The 23,949-nt window shown below is 65.5% G+C and carries 24 protein-coding genes and 1 riboswitch; of the genes, 7 read left to right on the top strand and 17 right to left on the bottom strand.

Annotation, left to right across the window (positions count from 1 at the left end; translation table 11 throughout):
* Positions 1-73: 73 nt before the first annotated feature.
* Positions 74-871 carry a DUF72 domain-containing protein gene (locus V9L21_RS04850; protein ID WP_337309632.1) on the top strand — a complete coding sequence of 266 codons (798 nt, stop codon included), beginning with the start codon at positions 74-76 and terminating at the stop codon, positions 869-871.
* A 21-nt stretch (positions 872-892) separates the two neighbouring features.
* On the opposite strand, the gene V9L21_RS04845 is transcribed toward V9L21_RS04850, so the two are convergent.
* On the bottom strand, positions 893-1,411 hold the full coding sequence (locus tag V9L21_RS04845) for a bactofilin family protein (protein WP_337309630.1): 519 nt from the start codon (positions 1,409-1,411) through the stop codon (positions 893-895).
* 136 nt (positions 1,412-1,547) lie between these two features.
* On the opposite strand from V9L21_RS04845, the gene V9L21_RS04840 reads away from it, so the two are divergent.
* On the top strand, positions 1,548-2,471 hold the full coding sequence (locus V9L21_RS04840) for an ion transporter (protein ID WP_337309628.1): 924 nt from the start codon (positions 1,548-1,550) through the stop codon (positions 2,469-2,471).
* Here the strand turns inward: V9L21_RS04840 and V9L21_RS04835 are convergent.
* From V9L21_RS04835 to V9L21_RS04820, 4 genes are all read right to left on the bottom strand, one after another.
* Positions 2,416-3,006 carry an IMPACT family protein gene (locus V9L21_RS04835; protein WP_337309626.1) on the bottom strand — a complete coding sequence of 197 codons (591 nt, stop codon included), beginning with the start codon at positions 3,004-3,006 and terminating at the stop codon, positions 2,416-2,418. The two genes, V9L21_RS04840 and V9L21_RS04835, sit on opposite strands and share 56 nt — an antisense overlap.
* A gap of 38 nt (positions 3,007-3,044) precedes the next feature.
* Positions 3,045-3,632, bottom strand: coding sequence for a methionine biosynthesis protein MetW (metW, locus tag V9L21_RS04830; RefSeq protein WP_337309624.1), 588 nt, complete (start codon positions 3,630-3,632; stop codon positions 3,045-3,047).
* Entirely contained in the window at positions 3,629-4,807 is a 1,179-nt protein-coding gene (metX, locus tag V9L21_RS04825) for a homoserine O-succinyltransferase MetX (protein WP_337309622.1), read from the bottom strand. Before metX ends, metW begins: the two co-directional genes overlap by 4 nt.
* 128 nt (positions 4,808-4,935) lie before the next feature.
* Positions 4,936-5,499 carry a TMEM165/GDT1 family protein gene (locus V9L21_RS04820; protein WP_337309620.1) on the bottom strand — a complete coding sequence of 188 codons (564 nt, stop codon included), beginning with the start codon at positions 5,497-5,499 and terminating at the stop codon, positions 4,936-4,938.
* A gap of 9 nt (positions 5,500-5,508) precedes the next feature.
* Positions 5,509-5,691: riboswitch (yybP-ykoY riboswitch) on the bottom strand.
* A gap of 266 nt (positions 5,692-5,957) precedes the next feature.
* Between V9L21_RS04820 and V9L21_RS04815 the strand changes: the two genes are divergently transcribed.
* A complete protein-coding gene (locus V9L21_RS04815) occupies positions 5,958-6,542 on the top strand; it encodes an RNA recognition motif domain-containing protein (RefSeq protein ID WP_337309618.1) in 585 nt (194 codons plus the stop codon).
* A 105-nt stretch (positions 6,543-6,647) separates the two neighbouring features.
* On the opposite strand, the gene V9L21_RS04810 is transcribed toward V9L21_RS04815, so the two are convergent.
* Genes V9L21_RS04810 through V9L21_RS04795 form a run of 4 tightly spaced genes read right to left on the bottom strand, consistent with a single transcriptional unit; the run spans position 6,648 to position 9,649 of the window.
* Positions 6,648-7,430 (bottom strand): SDR family oxidoreductase, encoded by a 783-nt coding sequence (locus V9L21_RS04810; protein WP_337309616.1) that lies wholly within the window; start codon positions 7,428-7,430, stop codon positions 6,648-6,650.
* A gap of 31 nt (positions 7,431-7,461) precedes the next feature.
* A complete protein-coding gene (gene lptC, locus V9L21_RS04805; protein ID WP_337309615.1) occupies positions 7,462-8,106 on the bottom strand; it encodes an LPS export ABC transporter periplasmic protein LptC in 645 nt (214 codons plus the stop codon).
* Complete coding sequence (locus V9L21_RS04800; RefSeq protein ID WP_337309613.1) at positions 8,103-8,651, bottom strand: KdsC family phosphatase; 549 nt, start codon at positions 8,649-8,651, stop codon at positions 8,103-8,105. Before V9L21_RS04800 ends, lptC begins: the two co-directional genes overlap by 4 nt.
* Positions 8,651-9,649 carry a KpsF/GutQ family sugar-phosphate isomerase gene (locus tag V9L21_RS04795; RefSeq protein WP_337309611.1) on the bottom strand — a complete coding sequence of 333 codons (999 nt, stop codon included), beginning with the start codon at positions 9,647-9,649 and terminating at the stop codon, positions 8,651-8,653. The genes V9L21_RS04800 and V9L21_RS04795 overlap by 1 nt, the downstream gene beginning before the upstream one ends.
* Positions 9,650-9,736: 87 nt before the next feature.
* Between V9L21_RS04795 and V9L21_RS04790 the strand changes: the two genes are divergently transcribed.
* Positions 9,737-11,719, top strand: a complete 1,983-nt coding sequence (locus tag V9L21_RS04790) for a cation:proton antiporter domain-containing protein (RefSeq protein ID WP_337309609.1) — start codon at positions 9,737-9,739, stop codon at positions 11,717-11,719.
* Between the two features lie 42 nt (positions 11,720-11,761).
* On the opposite strand, the gene V9L21_RS04785 is transcribed toward V9L21_RS04790, so the two are convergent.
* The 7 genes from V9L21_RS04785 to rpmH all read right to left on the bottom strand — a co-directional run bounded on the left by V9L21_RS04785 (position 11,762) and on the right by rpmH (position 17,435).
* Entirely contained in the window at positions 11,762-12,715 is a 954-nt protein-coding gene (locus V9L21_RS04785; protein WP_337309607.1) for a zinc ribbon domain-containing protein, read from the bottom strand.
* An 85-nt stretch (positions 12,716-12,800) separates the two neighbouring features.
* Entirely contained in the window at positions 12,801-13,262 is a 462-nt protein-coding gene (locus tag V9L21_RS04780; protein ID WP_126749319.1) for a Crp/Fnr family transcriptional regulator, read from the bottom strand.
* 90 nt (positions 13,263-13,352) lie between these two features.
* Positions 13,353-14,771, bottom strand: a complete 1,419-nt coding sequence (gene mnmE / locus V9L21_RS04775) for a tRNA uridine-5-carboxymethylaminomethyl(34) synthesis GTPase MnmE (RefSeq protein ID WP_337309605.1) — start codon at positions 14,769-14,771, stop codon at positions 13,353-13,355.
* Between the two features lie 78 nt (positions 14,772-14,849).
* Complete coding sequence (gene yidC / locus V9L21_RS04770) at positions 14,850-16,535, bottom strand: membrane protein insertase YidC (RefSeq protein ID WP_258503119.1); 1,686 nt, start codon at positions 16,533-16,535, stop codon at positions 14,850-14,852.
* A complete protein-coding gene (yidD, locus tag V9L21_RS04765; RefSeq protein ID WP_157616523.1) occupies positions 16,532-16,819 on the bottom strand; it encodes a membrane protein insertion efficiency factor YidD in 288 nt (95 codons plus the stop codon). The genes yidC and yidD overlap by 4 nt, the downstream gene beginning before the upstream one ends.
* Complete coding sequence (locus tag V9L21_RS04760) at positions 16,816-17,214, bottom strand: ribonuclease P protein component (protein ID WP_337309601.1); 399 nt, start codon at positions 17,212-17,214, stop codon at positions 16,816-16,818. Before V9L21_RS04760 ends, yidD begins: the two co-directional genes overlap by 4 nt.
* Before the next feature lie 86 nt (positions 17,215-17,300).
* Positions 17,301-17,435 (bottom strand): 50S ribosomal protein L34, encoded by a 135-nt coding sequence (gene rpmH, locus V9L21_RS04755; protein ID WP_007834827.1) that lies wholly within the window; start codon positions 17,433-17,435, stop codon positions 17,301-17,303.
* A 319-nt stretch (positions 17,436-17,754) separates the two neighbouring features.
* On the opposite strand from rpmH, the gene dnaA reads away from it, so the two are divergent.
* From dnaA to gyrB, 3 genes are all read left to right on the top strand, one after another.
* Positions 17,755-19,134, top strand: coding sequence for a chromosomal replication initiator protein DnaA (dnaA, locus tag V9L21_RS04750; RefSeq protein ID WP_126749323.1), 1,380 nt, complete (start codon positions 17,755-17,757; stop codon positions 19,132-19,134).
* Positions 19,135-19,223: 89 nt separating this feature from the next.
* The gene (gene dnaN, locus V9L21_RS04745; RefSeq protein WP_157611122.1) at positions 19,224-20,330 is read left to right on the top strand and encodes a DNA polymerase III subunit beta; all 1,107 of its coding nucleotides are present in this window, start codon (positions 19,224-19,226) and stop codon (positions 20,328-20,330) included.
* A 134-nt stretch (positions 20,331-20,464) separates the two neighbouring features.
* Positions 20,465-23,089, top strand: a complete 2,625-nt coding sequence (gene gyrB / locus V9L21_RS04740) for a DNA topoisomerase (ATP-hydrolyzing) subunit B (protein ID WP_337309599.1) — start codon at positions 20,465-20,467, stop codon at positions 23,087-23,089.
* 135 nt (positions 23,090-23,224) lie between these two features.
* On the opposite strand, the gene V9L21_RS04735 is transcribed toward gyrB, so the two are convergent.
* Positions 23,225-23,806: an OmpA family protein gene (locus tag V9L21_RS04735; protein WP_337309598.1), complete on the bottom strand. Its 582-nt coding sequence runs from the start codon at positions 23,804-23,806 to the stop codon at positions 23,225-23,227.
* Between the last annotated feature and the right edge of the window lie 143 nt (positions 23,807-23,949).

The following is a 23,949-nucleotide window of genomic DNA, read 5'->3' as shown; positions in this document are numbered from 1 at the left end:
GTGACGAAAAATCGCATTTTGCGCCTCGCCGCGACCCCGCGTAGAGTGCGGCGATCTCAACCCGGAGCGCAATGTGAGCAAGGCAACATCGACTCGGACCCAGGCAAATATCAAGGTGGGCATCGGCGGCTGGACCTACGAGCCCTGGCGGGACAACTTCTATCCCAAGGGGCTCGCGCATGCGAAGGAGCTGCGCTATGCGAGCCGCAAGGTCAGCGCCATCGAGATCAACGGCACCTACTACAGCACCTTCAAGCCCGAGACCTTTCGCAAGTGGCACGACGAGGTGCCCGACGACTTCATGTTCTCCATGAAAGCCTCGCGCTTTTCGACCAACCGCAAGATGCTGGCCACTGCGGAAGACTCGATCAAGCGCTTCATCGACAGCGGCGTGAGCGAGTTGGGCGACAAGCTCGGGCCGATCGTGTGGCAGTTCATGCCCACCAAGCAGTTCGATGCGGAAGACTTCGAGGCCTTTCTGGAGCTGCTGCCCAAGAAGGAGGGCAGCCGCGTGCTGCGCCACGTGATGGACGTGCGGCATGAGAGCTTCATCACGCCCGCCTACCGGGCGCTCGCGAAGAAGCACAAGGTGTCGACCGTGTTCACCGACGCCGACAAGTTTCCGTCGTTCGAAGAGCCCGAGGGTGACTTCGCGTACGCCCGGCTCATGATGGCCGATGCCAAGCTCAAGACCGGCTATGCGCCGAAGGCACTCGACAGCTGGGCCGAACGCGCGCAGCAATGGGCCGAAGCGCCGAAGAAGCGCGACGTGTTCGTCTACTTCATCAACGGCGCCAAAGAAAAAGCACCGGCCGCGGCCGGTGCCTTGCTGGAGCGCCTGGGCTGGAAGCCACCCGAAGAGGCGGCGTAACAGCTAAAAGTCAGAAATGGATCAGGTGGCCGATTGCAGCGACTGCTTGGCGCCGAAGCTGATTTCGCCCGAAAGCTGGCCGCCTTCTTCGATCACGATCTTGCCGTAGCGGATCTTGCCGGTGACCTTGCCGGTCGAATGGATCACGAGCTTTTCGCGCACCGTGAGGCTGCCGTCGAAAACGCCGCGGATTTCGGCGATGTCGATTTCGGCCGAGCCCTTGAATTCGCCCTGCTCGGCGATCTGCATCAGGCGCGAATCCATGGTCGCCTCGACCAGGCCTTCGACCACGAGCGTGTCGCAATCGGTGATCTCGACGCCCTTGAGCTTGATGTTGGGGCCGACGGTGAGCTTGCTGCCGCCTTCCTTGGCGGCGGGAGCGGCCGCCGGAGCCAGGCCGCCTTGCTGTGCGGTGAGGGAAGAAGGATTGACGGGCGAACCTGAGAGATTGGTACCCGAGCCCACCAGCGGCGCGGGGCGGGAGGTCAACGAGTCGGTGTCACGATCACGCTTGCCGAAAAATGGGGACTGTGTAGCCAAAGGGGAGCTCCTCAACAAAGGGGCTATCGTAAGAACCACTCCATGGCCTGCGGCACTTCATTGCGCAAGAAACGTAACTGAATAAATCCCCGCCGGGTTGGACAATGCCCCCTTTCGTGACCTCCCGGCTTGCAAGATGACCCGATCGAACACTGCTCCCGCTGCCCGGACCCTGGCTATCTCCTCGACCATCGACGCGCGCTTCGACAAGCCGGCAAGCGGCTGGCGACGGCGCTTGTTCACCGTGATCTTCGAGGCCGACACGCGTGCTGGCCTGCTCTTCGACCTGGCGCTGATCGCCGTCATCGTGACCAGCGTGCTGGTGGTCATTCTGGACAGCGTGCAATCGATCCGCGACCAGTGGCGGCCTCTGTTCAATGCATTCGAATGGGGCTTCACCATTCTCTTCACGCTCGAGTACATTGCGCGGCTCGCCTGCGCGAACAAGCCGATGCGCTATGCGCTGAGCTTCTACGGCGTGATCGACCTGCTCGCGCTGCTGCCAACGTACCTGGTGGCGTTCGCGCCCGAACTCGCCTACCTCATCGATGTGCGCGTGCTGCGGCTTTTGCGCGTGTTCCGCATCTTCAAGCTGTCGCGCTACTCGGTGGAGTACCGCGCGCTGGTCTCCGCCGTGGCTGCCAGCCGCCGGAAGATCACAGTGTTCGTCGGCTTCGTGATGCTCGTGGTGCTGGTGATGGGCACGCTGATGTACGTGGTGGAGGGCCCGGTGCACGGCTTCACCAGCATTCCGGTGGCGATCTACTGGGCCATCTCGACCATGGCCACGGTGGGCTTCGGCGACCTGGTGCCGAAGACCGATCTCGGCCGCGCCATTGCTTCGGTGATGATGCTGGTGGGCTGGGGCGTGCTGGCGGTGCCTACCGGCATCGTTACCGCCGAGATGGCGCGCCGCGGCCCGGACGACGATGAGGCACCCGTGGCGCTCGCGCCGCGCGGCGTGCTGGGGATGGCAGCGCCTCCAGCGGTGCCCGCGAGGCGGCTTACGCCGGCGGCCAGACGGCGCGCCCTTGCGCAGCATCGTCGAGGCGGGCGATGAAAGCGTTGGCGTCGGGCTCGGGCAGCGTGAATGCGAATTCCACCGCATCGCCGTGCCGCACGTCCATGAGCGAGGCACCGCTCACAGCTGCAATCTCGCGCCGCACGAGCCCTTCGAGCGCATAGGGCACGGTGCATTGCAGCAGCCGCTGGCGCACCAGAGGGACCAGCGTCGCTTCGAGGCAGGCCTGCGCGACGGCATCGGTGTAGGCCCGCACGAGCCCGCCCGCGCCCAGCTTGATGCCGCCGAAGTACCGGACCACGGTGGCGAGCACGCCTTCGAGCTGCTGGTGCCGCAGCACCTCGAGCATCGGCCGTCCGGCGGTGCCGCCCGGCTCGCCGTCGTCGTTGGCCGCCGATTGGCCGCCTGCCATCAACGCCCAGCAGACATGCGCCGCGGCGGGGTGTTCATTGCGCAGCGCCGCCACCACGGCGAGCGCCGCAGCGCGGTCGGCCACCGGCTGCACGCAACCGATGAAGCGGCTCTTCTTGACCAGCAGTTCGCTGTGCGCCGGTTGCGAGAGCGTGAAGCTCATGGGGCGGCCGTGTTCGCTTTTGCAGGGCGCGGAAGCGCTCAGCGCTCCCGCTCGAACTTGAACACCGCCGTGCTCGCGCGCGCGTTGGGCAGCCAGCGCACGCTGCGCCCTTCCTGCACGCCGAAGGCATCGAGCACGCGCAGACTGTTCTTTTGCGCCAGCACCTCGAAGTCCTTGAAGGTACCGACCCGGATATTGGGCGTGTCGTACCACTGGTAGGGCAGGCGGCGCGTCACAGGCATGCGGCCGCGCGCAATGCTGATGCGGTTGGGCCAGTGGGCAAAGTTGGGAAACGCGACGATGCCGATGCGGCCCACGCGCGCGGTTTCTCGCAGCATGACCTCGGCATTGCGCAGGTGCTGCAGCGTGTCGATCTGCAGCACTACGTCGAAGGTGGCGTCGTCGAACACCGCAAGGCCTTCGTCCAGGTTCAGCTGGATCACGTCGACGCCGCGGCGAATGCACTGCAGCACGTTGCCGTCGGCAATTTCCACGCCGTAGCCGGTGCAGCCGCGCTCGCGCTGCAGCAGGTCGAGCAGGGCGCCGTCGCCGCAGCCGAGGTCGAGCACGCGCGCGCCCTCGGGCACCAAGTTGGCGATGAGGCGCTGGGTTTGGATATCGCTCATTGGGCTGCACTCCCTTCGGCCTCGGTTTCGAGCGCCACGCGCTCGAAATAGGACCGCACCACGCCCATGTAGCGCACATCGTCGAGCAGGAACGCATCGTGCCCGTGCGGCGCGTCGATCTCGGCGTAGCTCACGTTGCGGCGGTTGTCGAGCAGCGCCTTCACCAGTTCGCGGCTGCGCGCCGGCGAAAAGCGCCAGTCGGTCTTGAAGCTCACGAGCAAAAACTTGGCGGTGGCCTTCGCAAGCGCAGCGCTGAGGTTGCCGCTGTGCGCGCGTGCCGGGTCGAAGTAGTCGAGCGCGCGCGTGATCAAAAGGTAGGTGTTGGCGTCGAAGTACTCGCTGAACTTGTCCCCCTGGTAGCGCAAGTAGCTCTCGATCTGGAACTCGATTTCCTGCGTGGAATAGCGGTAATCCAGCGCCGCGGGCTCGCCTTCGACCGCGCTGCGCAGGATGCGTCCGAACTTCTCGTTCATGACGTCGTCGCTCAGGTAGGTGATGTGGCCGATCATCCGCGCGATGCGCAGGCCCCGCTTGGGAACGACGCCGTGCTCGTAGAAGTGGCCGCCGTGAAAGTCGGGGTCGGTCACGATGGCGCGGCGCGCGACTTCGTTGAAGGCGATGTTCTCGGCCGTGAGATTGGGCGCGCTGGCCACCACCACGGCGTGGCGCACGCGGTCGGGGTACTGCAGCGTCCATGACAGCGCCTGCATGCCGCCGAGGCTGCCGCCCATCACGGCCGCGAGCGTGCGGATGCCGAGCGCGTCGAGCAGCGCGGCCTGGGCATCGACCCAGTCCTCGACCGTGACCACCGGAAAGTCGGCGCCGTAGATGCGCCCCGTGGCGGGGTTGGTGTGCATCGGACCCGTCGAGCCGAAGCAGGAGCCGAGGTTGTTCACGCCGATCACGAAGAAGCGGTTGGTGTCGACCGGCTTGCCCGGGCCCACCATGTTGTCCCACCAGCCTTCGGACCTGGCCTGGCCTTCATAGACGCCAGCAACATGGTGCGAGGCGTTGAGCGCATGGCACACCAGCACCGCGTTGCTGCGGTCGGCATTCAGGGTGCCGTAGGTTTCGTAGGCGAGCGTGTAGCTGCCGAGCGAGGCGCCGCTGCGCAAGGCCAGCGGACCCGCGAACTGCATCGACTGCGCAGAGACGACCAAAGAAGTTGACGACATCAATAAAAAACCCGGCCTCGCCAAAAACGAGCCGGGTTGTTCGCCAACTGACTGTCTTTAGCTGAATTTATAAAGCGCCCGCAAGCTGAAGCAAATCGGCGCAGCCGGCAGTATATCGCTCCGCCGAATTACCAGCCGACGATCATCACGATGCCGAGCACGAGGAAGATCGCCGCAGAGATGCCGTGCACGAGCGTGATCGGCACCCGCTTCACCAGCTTGTCGCCCAGCCAGACCACGGGCGCATTGGCCAGCATCATGCCGAGCGTGGTGCCCGCGACCACCCAGATATAGGCGTCGGTGAACCGGGCGGCGAGCATGACGGTGGCGATCTGGGTCTTGTCGCCCATTTCGGCCAGGAAGAACGCGATGAGCGTGGTGCCGAAGACGCCGTAGTGCGAGGCGGCGGGCGCGTCCTCCGCATCGAGCTTGTCCGGAATCAGCATCCAGGCGGCCATGGCGACAAACGAGCCGCCCAGAATCCAGCGCAGCACGTCGGGACCAAGCCAATGGGTGATGTAGTTGCCGACGGCACCCGCCAGGGCATGGTTGACGACTGTGGCAACAAAGATCCCGAGCACGATCGGCCAGGGTTTTCTGAAGCGTGCGGCCAGCAGGAGGGCAAGCAACTGGGTCTTGTCGCCCATTTCGGCGAGCGCGACCACGCCGGTTGCAACGAGAAAAGCTTCCATGAGAGCAGGGGTTCCTTGGGCCGAAGGACGCAATTGACCGTGCAACACCTTCGGCCATATTCCCGAAGTTGCACGGTCAAAGGTCTCGCCAGGTGAATCACTGCACGCGCCATGTCCCGTGTGGGGCAGGACAAGTCTGTTGACGCGGGCCCTTCTCGCAGTGGAAGGCGGCTACTCCCCAATGACGGGGCGGATTCTACCTGCTGCTTTGCGGCCCCTCCGGCGCTGTTCTTGTAAGCGGGCGCTAGCTTCTTTTAATTTTTGGAGGCCCTACAGGAAGCAGCAAATTCCTGCTTGCATTTTGTGTATTTCACCCATAATGCACGAGCCTCCCTCTTCATTTTGCCGGGGCGGCAGTTCGGTGATCGGTCAGTTTCGCGCGACTCGACAGCTCTTGGTTGAGTGATGCTTTCGGGACTCCATCGCTTTTCTTGCTATGTGTTTATAGGAGTCCCTTGATGGGCAACAAACTGTATGTCGGCAACCTGCCTTACTCGGTGCGCGACGGTGATCTCGAACAGGCTTTCGGACAATTCGGCTCGGTGACCAGCGCCAAGGTCATGATGGAACGCGACACGGGCCGCTCGAAGGGCTTCGGCTTCGTCGAGATGGGCAGCGACGCGGAAGCACAAGCCGCAATCAACGGCATGAACGGCCAGCCCCTGGGCGGCCGCAGCGTCGTCGTCAATGAAGCACGCCCAATGGAAGCACGTCCCCCGCGCAGCGGTGGCGGCGGCTACGGCGGCGGCGGTGGTGGTTATGGCGGCGGTGGTGGTTATGGCGGCGGTGGTGGCGGTGGCTACGGCGGCGGCGGCGGTGGTGGTGGCGGCTACGGTGGTGGTGGCGGCGATCGCAGCGGCGGTGGTGGCCGTTCCGGTGGCGGCGGCTACGGCGGTGGTGGTGGCCGCAGTGGTGGTGGCGGCGGCGGTGGTGGCGATGGCGGTTTCCGCAGCCCCTACGGTGCCGGTCCCCGTGGCGGCGGCGGTGGCCGCTCCGGCGGTGGTGGCGGCGGCGGCTACGGCGGCGGAAACAGCGGCTACTAAGCCCTGCATTCCAGCCACACAGGCAAAAGGCTCCCTCGGGAGCCTTTTTCTTTTGGCGCTCGCGAAGGATCCGCTCGCGCAGCCGCGGCAATGGCCGCGGGCGGTTCAGCTTTCGCCGCTGCGCTTCTTGCGGGCCCTGCCTTGCACGGCGCGGTCGAGCAGGGCGTTCGGCAGCATGCGCATGAGCTTGGCGATAACGCCCATTTGCCAGGGAATCACGCGGTAGCTGGTGCCGGCCTCGATGGCGCGCACCGCCTGGTCCGCAAAATCTTCCGCCTTCATGAGAAAGGGCATGCCGTACCGGTTGCCTTGGGTCAGCGGCGTGTCGATGTAGCCGGGGCAGAGGGTGACGACCTTGACGCCGCTGTTGTGCAGCTCGCCGCGCAAGCTCTCGCAGTACGCGACCACGCCCGCCTTGCTGGCGCAATAGGCGCCATGTCCCGGCAGGCCGCGAATGGCCGCGACGCTCGCAATGCCGACCAGCCGGCCGCTGCCGCGCTGCCTCATTGCCGCCACAAACGGGTGAAAGGTGGCCATCAGGCCGACATTGTTGGTGGCAAAGGTTCGCGCCATCACGTCGATGTCGTCCCGCTCCGTGGTGTCGATGCCCACGCTGATGCCGGCATTGGCAATGACCACGTCGGGCAGGCCCTGGCGCTCGATGCAGGCAGCGCCGGCCGCAAGGATGCTGTCGGTCTGCGCGACGTCTGCGCTATAGATCTGGTAGCTGGCCGGATCGAGATTGCGGGCGTTCGCCCAGGTTTCGATTTCCGCCGTGCGCCGTGCCACAAGAGCCAGCCGGTAGCCGGCTTCGTGGAAGCGGGCGGCCAGGGCCTGGCCGATGCCGCTCGATGCACCGGTGATGAAGACCAACGGGGACGTACTCATGGGTGCGGGGTGGCTTCCGGTGATTTTTTCTTCAGCGCGGCTTGCCGCCGGAGGCGGCCGCCGACGGAATCAGGACGCCGCGCACCCGCCCGGTCAGGTTGGCGACCCCGCTCAGGTTGTCGTAGTCGAGGTTGTCAGCGGTGAACTGGTCAGTGCCGCGAATGAGCGTGACGGGCTTGTTCGAGGTCACGCGTTCGGTGTCGAGAAACGCGTGCAGGAAGTCGCCGCGGAACTCGAGGCGCGGCGTGGCCTTGCCGTTGGGGCCGACGACCGGATCGCGAATCACGATGGCATTGCCGAAGAGCTGGATCTCGCTGCCGTCGGAATTCGACAGGCCGCGGTTGGCCGTGGCATGGGTCGTGTAGCCCTGCGGCGAGACGGAGCGCACCCGCACGTCGTCGACTTCGGTGGTGTCGGTGTCGGGGTAGTGACGGCCTTCCTTGCCGTGGAGTTCGCTGCGCAGGTCGCCGTTGGGCAGGTAGTTCTTGATGACGAAGCCGCGCATGAAATAGTCGGGTTCGTGCGTGGGCGCGGCCTTGGTGGTGGGCTCGAGCAGCTTGGGCGCGTTGCGCACGAGCCAGTAGGTGCCGAGCGCCACGGCTGCCGTCAGGATGATGGGCAGGTAGATGGTGGCGCGGTCGACGGCGTCGCGCAGCAGGTTCCAGGCGCGGCTCATTGCGTGGGACCTCGTGCCGCGTCGAGCAGGCGCCTGTACTGGCCGCAGGCCGTCAGCAGCAAGTCGCAGAACTCACGCGCCGCGCCTTCGCCGCCGCGCGCGCGGGTAACGTAGTTGACGGCGTCGCGCACTTCCACGTGAGCGTTGGCCGGCGCCGCCGCAAAGCCGACGCGCGCCAGCACCGGAAGGTCCGGCCAGTCGTCGCCGATGGCCGCGGCCTGGTGCCAGCCGAAGCCCAGCTGTTCGAGCATGGCCTCGGCCGCGGGCAGCTTGTCTTCGGTGCCGTAGCGCACATGCTGGATGCCGAGCGCCTCGAGCCGCACGCGCAGCGGCTTGGAGTCGCGCCCGGTGATCACCGCCGGCGTGATGCCGGCCAGGCGAAGCAGCTTGAGCCCGTAGCCGTCGAGGATGCTGAAGCGCTTGAGGGTTTCGCCGTGCTCGGTGAAGTACACGCCGCCGTCGGTCAGCACGCCGTCGATGTCGAAGAAGGCCACCCGCACATCCTGCGCGGCGAGCAAGGTTTCAGCCTGGAAGTCGAGCGGCATCAGATGACCTTCGCGCGCATCAGGTCGTTGATGCTGAGCGCGCCGATCAAATGCCCCGCGGGGTCGACGATGAGCACGCTGGTGATGCGGTGTTCTTCCATCAGCTCGGCAGCCTCGACCGCCAGCGCCTCGGCGCGCAGCGTGCGCGGGCCAGGGTGCATCACATCGGCGGCAGTCAGGCCGCGCAGGTCGCCGCCGGTCTCCACCTGCCGGCGCAAGTCGCCGTCGGTGAAGATGCCGATAGCGCGGCCGTTGGCGTCGACCACGGCGGTGGCGCCCAGGCCCTTGGAACTCATTTCGCGCATCAATTCGCTGAGTGTTGCGGTGGGCGCCACGCGCGGCACGTCGTCGCCCGAGCGCATCACGTCGCTCACATGGGTGAGCAGCTTGCGGCCCAGCGCACCGCCCGGGTGCGAGCGCGCGAAGTCTTCGGAGCCGAAACCGCGTGCATCGAGCAGCGCCACCGCCAGTGCGTCGCCCATCGCCATCTGCGCGGTGGTGCTCGCGGTGGGGGCCAGGTTGAGCGGGCAGGCTTCCTTGGCAACGCCGGCGTCGATCACGATGTCGGCGTGGCGCGCCAGGGTGGAATCGGTGCGGCCGGTCATGGCGATGAGGGGCACGCCCTGGCGCTTGACCACGGGCAGGATCACGGTGAGCTCGTCGACCTCGCCGCTGTTCGAAATGGCCAGAACCAAGTCGACCGATTTGATCATGCCCAGATCGCCGTGGCTTGCCTCGGCCGGGTGGACGAACATGGCCGGCGTGCCGGTGGAGGCCAGGGTGGCGGCGATCTTGCGGCCGACGTGGCCGCTCTTGCCCATGCCCATCACGACCACGCGGCCGCGCACTTCGAGGACCTTGCGCACGGCTTCGACAAAGCTCGGGCCCACGCGCGACTTGAGGCCGAGTACGGCGTCGGACTCGATGTCGAAGGTGGCGCGGGCCCGCGCGAGGATGGCGTCGGCGTCGACCACGGGGGGCAGGGGGGCTGAACTCATCGGCGGATTTTACGGGGCGCTCGGGATCTGCCGTCATCGGGTGAAAGCGGCGCGTGCGGGGCATGGACATTGCTCTAGCATCCAGCCATGTCTTCGTTCGATCTCACGCTGTTGTATTTGCTTGCCGCGGTCATCGGCGTCGTGGTCTGCCGCTCGCTGAAGCTGCCGCCGATGCTCGGCTATCTGTCGGCCGGCGTGCTGATCGGCCCTCATGCGCTGGCATTGGCGCAGAACTCCGAAGCCATCCGCCACCTGGGGGAATTCGGCGTGGTGTTCCTGATGTTCGTCATCGGGCTGGAGTTCAGCCTGCCCAAGCTGCGCGCCATGCGCAAGCACGTGTTCGGACTCGGCCTGCTGCAGGTGTTGCTGACGATGACCCTCGCCACAGCCGGCGCACTCTTGATCGCCTCGCAGCTGCCACCGGCCTGGCGGCTGGGCTGGCAGACGGCGCTGGCCCTCTCGGGCGCGCTCACCATGAGCAGCACCGCCATCGTGGTCAAGCTGATGGCCGAGCGGCTCGAACTCGAAAGCGAGCACGGCAAGCGGGTGATGGGCGTGCTGCTGTTCCAGGACTTGGCAGTGGTGCCGCTGCTGGTGCTGATTCCCGCACTCGGCGCGCCGCCCGAAGCGCTGGCGAAGGCGCTCGGCTTTGCGACGGTGAAGGCCATCCTGCTGATCGGCGTGCTGCTCTATGGCGGGCCGCGCATCATGCGCTGGTGGCTCACGCTCGTGGCGCGGCGGCGCAGCGAGGAGCTTTTCATCCTGAACGTGCTGCTGATCACGCTCGGCCTGGCATGGCTCACCGAACTGGCCGGACTGAGCCTGGCGCTGGGTGCCTTCATCGCCGGCATGCTGGTTTCCGAAACCGAATACAAGCACCAGGTCGAAACCGACATCCGCCCGTTCCACGACGTGCTGCTGGGGCTCTTCATCACAGTGGGCATGTCGCTCGACTGGCACATCGTGGTGGACCGCTGGGCGCTGGTGGGTGTGCTGCTGCTGATACCACTGGCGTTCAAGCTGGTTCTGGTGACGGTGCTGGCGCGGGTGCTGGGCGCCACCTCGGGCGTGTCGCTGCGCACCGGCCTCTACCTGGCGCAGGCGGGCGAGTTCGGCTTTGTGCTGCTGACGCTCGCGCAGGAGCGCAGCCTGCTGCCGCCGTGGCTGGCCAACCCGGTGCTGGCGTCGATGGTGCTGTCGATGCTGGCCACGCCGTTCATCGTGATGTACACCAACGCCATCGTGCGCAAGCTGGTGGCGAGCGACTGGCTCCAGCAGTCGCTGCAGATGACATCCATCGCGCGCAAGACCATCAACACCGCCAAGCACGTGATCATCTGCGGCTACGGGCGCTGCGGCCAGAACCTGGCGCGCATCCTCGAGCGCGAAGGCATTCCCTACATGGCGCTGGACCTCGACCCCGACCGCGTGCGGCAGGCCGCCGCGGCCGGCGATTCGGTGGTGTTCGGCGATGCGGCGCGGCTGCAGGCGCTGATGGCGGCCGGCCTGGCCCGCGCCAGCGCCGTGGTCGTCACCTATCTCGACGTGCCCGGCGCCATGAAGGTGCTGGCCAACACCCGCGCCCATGCACCGCAGGTGCCGGTGATCGTGCGCACCCAGGACGACCACGACCTGGAGAAGCTGCAGGCGGCCGGCGCCACCGAGGTGGTGCCCGAAGCCATCGAGGGTTCGCTGATGCTCGCGAGCCATGCGCTGGCCCTGGTCGGCGTGCCGATGCGGCGCGTGATCCGCGTGGTGCAGGACCAGCGCGACGCACGCTACAACCTGCTGCGCGGCTACTTTCATGGGGCCGACGACGACAACGCCGACGAGCTCGACCATGAGCGGCTCAACACCTTCACGCTCACGCCTGGTGCGCGCGCCGTGGGCCAGACGCTGGCGCGGATGGCGCTGGAAACACTGGGTGTGCGCGTTGCCGGCCTGCGCCGGCATGACGGCCAGCCGCAGGTGCCCACGGACGACACGGTGTTGACGGACGGCGACACCCTGGTGCTGTCGGGCAAGCCCGCCGCATTGGCAGTCGCCATCGAGCGGCTGCAAAAAGGCTGAGCGACGGCTCCGGCAGGGGTGGCCGCGGCCTTCCGGGCCCGGTCAGTTCACGAGCGTGGGATTGCGCTTTTCTTCCTCGATCCGCTGCTGGCGGCGCACCGCCTCGCATTGCGCATGCGGCTTGAATTCGGCCTTGAGGCACTGCGCAGCCATGCACTGCGCCTTCGCGATGAAATTGCGGTCGCCGCAGATGGACTGCGGATCTGACGGTCCCGCCGCTGCGGGCTGCGGCGCGGGCGCGGCGGCCACTGCCGGCGCGGCCTCGGGCGCGCCAGGCTGCGACGGTGCCACTGGCGCCGGCTTGCGAGACTTGGCCGCGGCGGATGGCGACTTCGGGGTGGCGGCGGCCGGCGTGGCAGTCGCCGCAGCCGCGAGTGCCGCGTCTGCCGCAGCTGGCGGCTCCGCGGACGGAAGCGCCGGCGGTACCACCTCGGGGGCCGAAGACGCTGGTAGGGGCGCCACGGCAGGCGCGGCAACAGGCACCGCGGGCGACGCTGCTTCGGCCTGTTCGTCCGGCGTGCCTTTTCCGTAGCCGTACCAGCCGGCGACGATCATGAGCAGCCCCACGGCCAGCAGCACCAGCCAAAGCAGGATGCCGCGCATACGCGGTGGCTTGTTGCGCACTTCCGCGCTGGCAGGGCGCGGCGTCCGAGACCTCGAAGCCTTCTTGACCCGGGGCTCGCGCGGCGGCGAAGGCGGCCGCTTGGAGCGGCCCGCCCCGACGATGACGGTTTTTTCATCGGCCAGCGATCCGGCATGCGCGTAGGCGGCCTGAGAAGCAATCGGCAAGCTGCCATCGAAAAGCCCGCCGGGAATGGTGGGCGCGCGCAATTGCGCGGGCGCCGTGGCGGCCCATTCGCGCTCCGCCCGACTCTCAGGGCTTGGAGGCGGCGCCATCGGTGCTGGCGCCGCGGGCGCCAGCTTTCCGCCGCAACTCCTGCAGAAATTCGCGCCCTCGCGGTTCTCCGCGCTGCACACCGGACAGATCAAGGCCATGACGACTGACTTCTAGGAAAACGAATTCAAAACTGGCTGTGAAGAGCCGTCTGGGCCTGAATTGCGGAACCGACCCGATGGATGTTCAGGTCACCGCGACGCGCTTGGACCGGTGTCCCATGCGCTTGGCGATCACCGCACCGAGCCCCATCGCGATTTCGAGGGCCAGGTTGGGTTGCCGATTCGACATTTCCGCAAAGCGGATGGCCGTGAGGCGCCATACGCGGCCCGCGCCGGTCACCACCACGTTGGCCGAATGCGGCTCGCGCGAGAAGAACGAGCCTTCACCCACAACCGATCCGGGCATGAGTACGGCCAGCTTCATCTGTTCCTTGCTGCTGACGCGATGCACGCTGATGGCGCCGCCTTCGAGGAAATACACCGAGCGGTCGTGCGTACCTTGCTCGATGAGAACGTCGCCTACGCCGGTATCGATGGGCTGCAGGTAGCCCGCCAGCGTTTCCCACTGCTGTACGTTGAGCGTCAACGCAAACGCGTCGTTGCTGTTGTTGTCCGCGATGGCGCGGCTCAGGTTCTGGATGGACATGCTTTTCTCAACCCCCGCATCTGTGCCGAAGTATCCGCGAAGGCCGCAGGTTTCGGCTACAACTCTTTACGTTTTTCGTTGCGGCTGTCGCTATTTACCGATGCAGAAGCGCGAAAAGATGACCCCCAGCAAGTCGTCCGCGCCGAATTCGCCGGTGATTTCGTTCAGTGCGTTCTGCGCCAAGCGCAACTCTTCGGCCAGCAGATCAAGCAACTGGGCTTGCGCAGCCAAGTGGCTTGCAGCCAACTCCAAGTGGGTTTGGACGCGGCCCAGCGCCTGCACGTGGCGCGCGCGGGCGAGGTAAACGCCCTCAGGTACGGACTGCCAACCTGCCATGGCGAGCAGTTGTTCGCGCAGCGCTTCGATGCCGAGGCCGGTCTTGGCGGAAAGGGCAATGCCCTGCACCGACGTAGGCATGGCGGCTGTGGGCGCTGCGTCCTGCTTGTTCCACACATCGAGCACCGGCACGCTCGCGGGCAGCTTCTGCCGCAGCCCGCGCAGGATCTCCGCGTCGGCGGCGGCGTAGTCGGCATGGCTAGAGCGCGTCAGGTCGTGCAGAAAGAGCACGGCGTCGGCCTTCTCAATCTGGCCCCACGCGCGCGCAACGCCGATCTGCTCGACCTCATCGCTGCTCTCGCGCAGGCCCGCCGTGTCGGCCACATGCAACGGCACGCCGTGGATCTGGATCGTTTGCGAGACCACGTCGCGTGTCGTGCCCGCCACCGCGCTCACGATGGCCAGTTCGGCGCCGGCGAGCGCATTGAGCAGCGAACTTTTGCCTGCATTGGGCTGGCCTGCGATCACCACCTTGATGCCCTCGCGCAGCAGCGCGCCCTGCCTGGCACGCTGCTGCACCGCCGCCAATTGCGCCTGCAATTTCGCCAGCTGCCCGGTCGCATCGGCCTTTTGAAGAAAGTCGATTTCCTCTTCCGGAAAGTCGAGCGTCGCCTCGACCAGCATGCGCAGGTGGATCAGCGCATCGCGCAGCGTATGGATCTCGCGCGAGAAGGCGCCCGAGAGCGAACGGCCGGCGCTGCGCGCAGCCGCCTCCGTGCTGGCGTCGATCAGGTCGGCAATGGCCTCGGCCTGGGCCAGGTCGATCTTGCCGTTGAGAAAGGCGCGCTGGCTGAACTCGCCCGGCTCGGCCACGCGCAAGCCGGGCAGCCGTGGACGGCCGGTGACCGGATCGGGCTCGGCGGCCGCCTCGAGGCAGCGCGCCAGCAGCAGCTGAAGCACCACCGTTCCGCCGTGCGCCTGAAGCTCGAGCACGTCTTCGCCGGTGAACGAATGCGGCGAGGGAAAGTGGATGGCCAAGCCATGGTCGACCGGCTCGCCGGCCGCATCGCGGAAGGGAAGGTAGGTGGCTTCGCGCGGTTTCAGCGACCGGCCGCAAAGCGCTTCGATCAGCGGCGCGAGCCGGGCGCCCGAAACGCGCACGATGCCCACCGCCCCGCGCCCCGAGGCGGTGGCAATGGCGACGATGGGATCTGTGGTGCGGGCGAATGTCATGGAAACGCGATTCTTTCAGCAAAAGCAAAAGGGCCGCGAATGCGGCCCTTTGCGGAGTGGCGGAGAGCCCGCTGCGGCTTACTTGCCCAGCACGCCCAGCCGCTTGTTGATGAACCACTGCTGCGCGATCGACAGCACGTTGTTCGTGATCCAGTACAGCACCAGGCCGGCCGGGAAGAAGATGAACATCACGCTGAACGCGAGCGGCATGATCCACATCAGCTTGGCCTGCATCGGGTCCGGAGGCGTCGGGTTGAGCCAGGTCTGGAACAGCGAGGTCAGCGTCATCACGATCGGCAGGATGTACCACGGATCGGGTGCCGAAAGGTCGGTGATCCAGCCGATCCACGGCGCGTGGCGCATTTCGACCGACGACAGCAGCACCCAGTAGAGCGCAATGAACACCGGGATCTGGATCAGGATCGGGAAGCAGCCGCCCATCGGGTTGACCTTCTCGGTCTTGTAGATGCGCATCATCTCCTGCTGCATTTCCTGCGGCTTGTCCTTCAGCCGCTCGCGCATTTCCATGATCTTGGGGTTGATGGCCTTCATCTTGGCCATGCTGGCGTACGCCTTGGCGTTGAGCCAGTAGAAGGCCGCCTTCAGCAGCACCACCAGCGCCACGATGGCCCAGCCCCAGTTGCCCAGAATGCCGTGCAGCTGGTTCAGCAGCCAGTAAAGCGGCTTGGAGATGATCGCGAAGATGCCGTAGTCCTTGACCAGGTCGAGGCCCGGTGCAATGGCTTCGAGCTTCTTTTCTTCTTCGGGGCCGGCGAACAGTGCGCTATTGACCACCAAGGTCTGGCCCGGCGCGATCTTCGGCAGCGTGGCCACCATGGCCACGGTGAAGAGGTTGTCGCCCAGGTCCTTCACGCGGAACTCGCGTCGGAGCTGTTCGCTCGCCGGGTCGCCCTTGAGGAGCCACGCCGACACAAAGTAATGCTGAACCATCGCAATCCAGCCGTCGTTGGCGGGCGGCGGCGGCTCGACCTTGCCCTTGGCAATGTCCTTGAAGTCGAGCTTGTGGAACTTCTTCTCGTTGGTGTAGGCCGCCGGACCGGTGAAGGTGTTGGTGCCGAACATCGTGCCTGCCGCTACCGTGCCGTGGCGCAGCAGTTGCATGTAGAGCTGCGCATCGCGCGGCTGGTCGCTTACGTTGACCACTTCATGGCGCACGCCGACGGTGTATTCGCCGCGCTTGAAGACATAGGTCTTGACGTACTTGAGGCCGCCCGAGGGGGCGCTTTCGAAGCTCACTTCGAGCGTGTTCTGGCCCTCGGCCATTTCGCGCGGACCGGCCTTCGGCGTCATCGGCGTCAGGTGGTTGGGAAAGGCTTCTCCGGTCTGGCTCAGCAGGCCGGTTTGCGCCACGTAGCGCGTGGCGGGCGAGTCGTTCTCGAACAGCACCACGTGCTTGGTGCGATCGGCTTCGTCGAACTTGAGCAGTTCGAGGTAGTTGACCGTGGCGCCTTCGCTGTCGATCACCGCCTTGAAGAGATCGGTGGTCACGTTGACGCGCTCACGCGGCGCCGCGGGCGCAGCCTGCGTGGGCACGGCGGCGGCGCTGCCACCGGCCGTGGATGCGCTCGGTACGCCGTTGCTGGCCGCCGGCGTGCTGCCCGCCGGGGCGGAGGCCACGGCAGCCGGCTTGGTCGACGGCAGGAAGGTGGGCTTGTTGCCGTTGAAGACCTGCCATTGGTCCCACAGCAGCACCAGCGAGAAACCAAAAATCACCCACAGGATCGTGCGGCGTATATCGTTCATGACGAAGACTTCTTGTCGGAGGAAAGGAGAGACGAAAACAGCGAGCCTGACTTGTCAGTACGACACTGTGATGCCGGTGGAACCGGATCGTGCCCGCCCTGGCACCAGGGCTGGCAGCGCACGATGCGGTGCAGGGTGAGATAGCTGCCCTTGAGAGCGCCGTGGACTTCCAGCGCCTCGATCGAATAGACGGAGCAGGTCGGCTCGAATCGGCACGACTGCCCGAGCCACGGGCTCAGCAACAGGCGGTAGCCCTTCACAAGGCCGATCAGCAGGCGCTTCATGACGACGAGGATGCAGGGGCGCGCGCGGCCCGCGCCAGCAGTTGCTGGAGCTCGGCGCGTACCGCGGCCTTGAGCTTGTCGGAGCTGGCGCTCACGAATTCCTTGCGGTCGAACGCCGCGCGCAGCCGCACCACGTGCGCCGCACGAGGCAGGCCGACGTCGGGCGCGGCGCTCACGGTATAGATCTGTCGCTTGATGGCGTTGCGCGTGACAGCACGGCGCGCCCAGCGCTTGGGCACCATGGCACCCAGCCAGACATCGTCGGACGCGAACAAGGGCTGCGCGCTCGATGTTGAATCGAGTGCGCAGCGATGCAATGCGAAATGAGCAGTGCGCGCCACGGTGGCACCTGCGAGGACGGCCTGGAATTGCGCGCGGGTCTTGAGCCGCTGCATGGAAGCCGGGCCAGACACGCCAGAAACACTGGCTGGGAAAGCTGGCGCTGGCGGGTCGGCGGCTGGCAACGGCAGAGGAACTGCCGTCAGACGGCCAGGCGCTTGCGGCCCTTGGCGCGGCGTGCGTTGATGACGGCGCGGCCGCCACGGGTCTTCATGCGGACCAGAAAGCCGTGGGTACGGGCGCGGCGGACTTTGGAAGCTTGGTAAGTGCGTTTCATGATGAGATTTCCTGCTGATTCCCCCGATATCCACCGGACCCGACGAAGCCTTGAAAGGCCAGATCGGGCAGGCGGGCGCTGGGAGCGTTTTTCGGATGACCCCCGAAAGACGCAATGAGGTTTTCAGGGAAACCCGCAATTATCGCAAACATTCGGCCCAACACCAAACATCGAGTAACTTTGCGGGCCTTTACATGGTGCCCGGGGGGATGTGGATAAGGTTTTGACAAGTTAGAATGCGGGCCGCCTTGCAGCAGAGAATATCCACAATACATATACCAAAAAATGGACGAGGGACGCACCACTTTTTCAAGCACCCATGTCGACTGACGGCATCGGTGAAAGCCTCTGGCAGGCCTGTGTCGACCAGCTCGCGCAGGAGCTGTCCGAGCAGCAATTCAATACCTGGATCAAACCCCTGACGGCGCAGGTCACCGACGACCTTTCGCGCATGACGGTGTTCGTTGCCAACCGCTTCAAGCTCGACTGGATTCGCGCCCAGTACGCCGGCAAGATCGCCGCCATGGCCGAGAAGATGTACGGCCAGCCGGTAGCAGTTGAGTTAGCGCTTGCTCCGCGCGAAGCGCCCGTGCGCTCTGCACCCATTGCCGTCATGGCAGAAACCGACGTGCCGCGCGACATGGCCGGCCCGGGCGAGGAGCCGGCTGCGGCCGGCTTCAAGAACCGCCTGAATTCGGGCCTGACTTTCGACACCCTGGTGGAGGGCACGGCCAACCGGATGGCGCGCGCCGCGGCCATGCACGTGGCCGGCATGCCGGGCCATCTGTACAACCCGCTGTTCATCTATGGCGGCGTCGGCCTGGGCAAGACCCACCTGATGCACGCTGTGGGTAACCGGCTGCTCGCCGACCGGCCCGATTCCAAAGTTCTCTACATCCATGCCGAGCAGTTCGTATCGGATGTGGTCAAGGCCTATCAGCGCAAGACCTTCGACGAGTTCAAGGAGCGCTACCACTCGCTCGATCTGCTCCTGATCGACGATGTGCAGTTCTTCGCCAACAAGGACCGCACGCAGGAAGAATTCTTCAATGCGTTCGAAGCCCTGCTGGCCAAGAAGTCGCACATCGTGATGACCAGCGACACCTATCCCAAGGGCCTCGCTGACATTCACGAGCGGCTGGTTTCGCGCTTCGATTCGGGCCTCACGGTCGCCATCGAGCCGCCCGAACTCGAAATGCGCGTGGCCATCCTGATCAACAAGGCGCGCGCCGAATCGGCTGAAATGCCGGAAGAAGTTGCGTTTTTCGTTGCCAAGAACGTGCGCTCCAACGTGCGCGAGCTCGAAGGTGCGCTGCGCAAGATCCTGGCTTACTCGCGCTTCAACCAGAAAGAAATCTCGATTGCCCTGGCGCGCGAGGCGCTTCGCGATTTGCTGTCGATCCAGAATCGGCAGATCTCGGTCGAAAATATCCAGAAGACGGTGGCCGACTACTACAAGATCAAGGTCGCCGACATGTACAGCAAGAAACGCCCGGCCAGCATTGCGCGGCCGCGGCAGATCGCGATGTACCTGGCCAAGGAACTCACCCAGAAAAGCCTGCCGGAAATCGGCGAGCTATTCGGCGGGCGCGATCACACGACGGTGCTGCATGCGGTGCGCAAGATCTCGGGCGAGCGCCAGCAGCTCACCGAACTGAACCAGCAACTCCACGTGCTCGAACAAACGCTCAAGGGCTGACCCCGGATGTCATCAAGAAAGCCACCCGCAACAGCGGAGAATGGCGTCTTACAAGCGGATTCAAAGAGATAAGAGAAGAGGAAGAAGACATGATCGTTTTGAAGGCAACCCAAGACAAAGTCCTCGCCGCGCTGCAATCGGTGGCGGGCATCGTGGAGCGGCGCCATACCCTGCCTATCCTGGCCAACGTGCTGATCCGCAAGACCGGCGGCCAGCTGCAGCTCACAACCAGCGACCTCGAAATCCAGATCCGCACCACGGCCGAGCTCGGCGGCGACGAAGGCAACTTCACCACCACCATCGGCGCGCGCAAGCTCATCGACATCCTGCGCACCATGCCGGCCGACCAGACCGTGAGCCTCGAATCGAGTGCGAGCAAGCTGGTGCTCAAGGGCGGCAAGAGCCGTTTCACGCTGCAATCGCTGCCGGCCGAAGACTTTCCGCTGGTGCAAGAGGCCGCCAATTTCGGGCCCGTGTTCAGCGTGCCGCAAAAGACGCTGAAGGACCTGCTCTCGCAGGTTTCGTTCGCCATGGCCGTGCACGACATCCGCTATTACCTCAACGGCATCCTGTTTGTGGCCGAAGGCAAGCAGCTGAGCCTGGTGGCCACCGACGGCCACCGCCTGGCGTTTTCGTCGGCCACGCTCGACGTCGAAGTGCCGCGCCAGGAAGTCATTCTTCCCCGCAAGACCGTGCTCGAAATGCAGCGCCTGCTGTCGGACGCCGAAGGCGCCATCGAGATGCAGTTTGCGAACAACCAGGCCAAGTTCAGCTTCGGCGGCATGGAGTTCGTCACCAAGCTGGTCGAGGGCAAGTTCCCCGACTACAACCGCGTGATTCCCAAGAACCACAAGAACAGCGTCACGCTCGGCCGCGCTCCCCTGTTGGCCAGCCTGCAGCGCACCGCCATCCTGACGAGCGAGAAGTTCAAGGGCGTGCGCCTGAACATCGAGCCCGGCACGCTGCGCATCGCCTCCAACAATGCCGAGCAGGAAGAAGCACAGGACGAGCTCGACATCGACTACGGCGGCGACGCCATCGAGATCGGCTTCAACGTGACCTACCTGATCGACGCCCTCGCCAACATGGGCCAGGATATGGTCAAGCTGGACCTGGCCGACTCCAACAGCTCCGCCCTTTTGACCATCCCCGAGAACGCATCCTTCAAATATGTCGTGATGCCGATGCGGATCTAGAAGACAGAAAACACAGCGCCTTGCGCAGACAGCCCGCGGCCCTCCGCGGGTTTGCGCTTTCAAGAGGCAGGAAAAGCAGGCCGCCAAGGCCCGAAAAATCCCGTGAATGCCGTGAGAGATAGAGGAATATCCGAATGAGTGCAGAAGAAAACAAGCCCGAAGTACCCCACACCGAACCGGTCTACACGCCCGAGATCGAGAGTGCGGTGCCGATCGAGATCACGCCCGCCGACACCAGCTACGGCGAAGGCTCGATCACGATCCTCGAAGGGCTCGAGGCGGTGCGCAAGCGCCCCGGCATGTACATCGGCGACACCTCCGACGGCACGGGCCTGCACCACCTGGTGTTCGAGGTGGTCGACAATTCCATCGACGAAGCGCTGGCCGGCCATTGCGACGACATCGTCGTGACCATCCACAGCGACAACTCGATTTCCGTTACCGACAACGGCCGCGGCATTCCCACCGGCGTGAAGATGGACGACAAGCACGAGCCCAAGCGCTCGGCCGCTGAAATTGCACTGACCGAGCTGCACGCCGGCGGCAAGTTCAACCAGAACAGCTACAAGGTGTCGGGCGGCCTGCACGGCGTGGGCGTGAGTTGCGTGAACGCGCTGAGCGTGATGCTGCGCCTGGTGGTGCGCCGCGAAGGCAAGATCCACGAACTCGAATTCAGCCGCGGCTTCGTGCAGAACCGCCTGCTCGAAACCGTGAACGGTTTCGAGGTCTCGCCCATGAAGATCATCGGCGACACCGACAAGCGCGGTACCGAGGTGCACTTTCTGCCCGACACGGAAATCTTCAAGGAGAACAACGATTTCCACTACGAAATCCTCTCCAAGCGCCTGCGCGAGCTGAGCTTTCTGAACAACGGTGTGCGCATCCGCCTGAAGGACGAGCGCACCGGCAAGGAAGACGACTTTTCGGGCGCCGGCGGCGTGCGCGGCTTTGTCGAATTCATCAACAAGGGCAAGACCGTCCTGCATCCGAACTCGTTCTATGCAGCGGGCGAAAAGCCGGCCGACACCTACGGCGGCATTCCCGGCACGCACATCGGCGTTGAAGTGGCCATGCAGTGGAACAGCGGCTACAACGAGCAGGTGCTGTGCTTCACCAACAACATTCCCCAGCGTGACGGTGGCACCCACCTCACGGGCCTGCGCGCCGCGATGACCCGCGTCATCAACAAGTACATCGAAGAAAACGAATTCGCCAAGAAGGCGAAGGTCGAAGTCACCGGCGACGACATGCGCGAAGGCCTGTGCTGCGTGCTGAGCGTGAAGGTGCCCGAGCCCAAGTTCTCGAGCCAGACCAAAGACAAGCTGGTGTCCAGCGAAGTGCGCGCGCCGGTGGAAGACATCGTCGGCCGCCTGCTGACCGATTACCTGCAAGAGCGCCCGAACGACGCCAAGATCATCTGCGGCAAGATCGTCGAGGCCGCCCGCGCCCGCGAAGCCGCCCGCAAGGCCCGCGAAATGACGCGCCGCAAGGGCGTACTCGACGGCATGGGCCTGCCCGGCAAGCTGGCCGACTGTCAGGAAAAGGACCCGGCGCTGTGCGAGGTCTACCTGGTGGAGGGCGACTCCGCAGGCGGCTCCGCCAAGCAGGGCCGCGACCGTAAGTTCCAGGCCATCCTGCCGCTGCGCGGCAAGATCCTGAACGTGGAAAAAGCGCGCTACGAGAAGCTGCTCACCAGCAACGAAATTCTCACCATGATCACGGCGCTGGGAACCGGCATCGGCCGGGCTGGCGCCACCACCGCGGGCGGCGGGGCGGACGACTTCAACGTTGCCAAGCTGCGCTACCACCGCATCATCATCATGACCGACGCCGACGTCGACGGCGCCCACATCCGCACGCTGCTGCTCACGTTCTTCTACCGGCAGATGCCGGAGCTGGTCGAGCGCGGCCACATCTACATTGCGCAGCCGCCGCTCTACAAGGTGAAGGTCGGCAAGGAAGAGCAATACCTGAAGGATGGCCCCGCACTCGACGCCTTCCTGCTGAAGGTGGCACTGAAGGATGCGAGCATCGAGACCGGCGGCCCCAACTCGACCACCCTGAGCGGCGACACGCTGGCCGAACTCGCGCGCAAGCACCAGCTGGCCGAAGCCGTGATCGCGCGCCTGCGCAACTTCATGGATGCCGAAGCGCTGCGCGCCATTGCCGACGGCGTGGCGCTCGACCTGGACACCACGCCCGCGGCCGAAGCCTCGGCCGTGGCGCTGCAGGCCAAGCTGCGCGAGCTCAACACCACCGGCGTGCCCGCCGAAGTGAGCAGCGAGTTCGACGCCCGCACCGACAAGCCGCTGCTGCGCATCAGCCGCCGCCACCACGGCAACATCAAGAGCAGCGTGCTCACGCAAGACTTTGTGCACGGCGCCGACTACGCCGCGCTTGCCGAAGCCGCCAACACCTTCCGCAACCTGCTGAGCAGCGAGGGCGCCATCGTCCGCCGCGGCGAAGGCGAGCGCGCCAAGGAAGAAAAGGTGGCCGACTTCCGCATCGCGATGAAGTGGCTCATCGGGCAGGCCGAAAACGCCACCTCGCGCCAGCGCTACAAGGGCTTGGGCGAAATGAACCCCGCACAGCTGTGGGAAACCACCATGGACCCGACCGTGCGCCGCCTGCTGCGCGTGCAGATCGACGACGCGATCGAAGCCGACCGCGTGTTCACGATGCTGATGGGCGACGAGGTGGAGCCGCGCCGCGAGTTCATCGAGCAGAACGCGCTGCGGGCTGCGAACATCGACGTGTAAGAAGCGGGGCAGCGACTCGGCTGCCGCAAACCGATTCGGTAAAAGAAAAAGCGCCCGGCATTGCTGGGCGCTTTTTTTACGCCAGGCGCAACGTGCAGCCTGGCGTTCTTCGTGGTCTCTACTGAAGACTGCGGACTACTTCCCCTGCGCCATCCCCAGGATGTCCACCACCACACGCCGGTCCGGCTGCAGGCAGGCCACCAGACGAGGCGAGCGCTGCAGGCCCTGGCAGTCGCGCGTCACCGGCTCGCGCTCGCCCACCGAGCGCACCTCCATCGGCGCACGCACCCCCGCGGCCTTCAGGTAGTCGCGCACCGTGTTCGCACGCTGCAGCGCCAGCCGGTCGTTGTAGGCCTCATCGCCCAGCCGGTCCGTGTGCCCCGTGATCGTCAGGCTCTGCACCTGCATCTCCGGGCTCTGCAAGGCACGGGCCAGTGCGTCCAGTTCGCTGCGCCCCTGCGGCAGCATGTCCGCCGCGCCCGAGCGGTCGAACTTGAACAGCGTGTCGGCGCTCAGGTTCACCCGCCGCGTCGCCGGCGGGACCGGAGCCGGGGTGGGCACAGGCGCCGGCGTCACCACCGGCGTGAGCGCGCAGTTCTGCCCCTGGCACCAGTTGTAGCGCTCGTCGTGCAGGCTGGCGCAGCCCGCGAGGATCGCGAGCGTGGCCAGGGCCGTGGCGCCCAGCGCCAGCCGTTTCAGTGTGTTCTTCGTTTGCATGGTGTGTGGATTCCTTCCTGTGGTCAGTGGTGCATGGTCCAGTCGTGCTGCGGCTCGTGCGGCATGTTCGGCGGCGCTCACCACGCCACCTTCACGCCCAGCTGGCCCGAGACCCCCTCGCGGCCCTTGCCGCTGAGCGAGCG

The organism is Variovorax sp. CCNWLW235 (assembly GCF_037204085.1).
Lineage (GTDB): Bacteria > Pseudomonadota > Gammaproteobacteria > Burkholderiales > Burkholderiaceae_C > Variovorax.
Note: the sequence above shows the minus strand (reverse complement) of the source record. Positions and strands in the feature narration are given on the sequence as shown.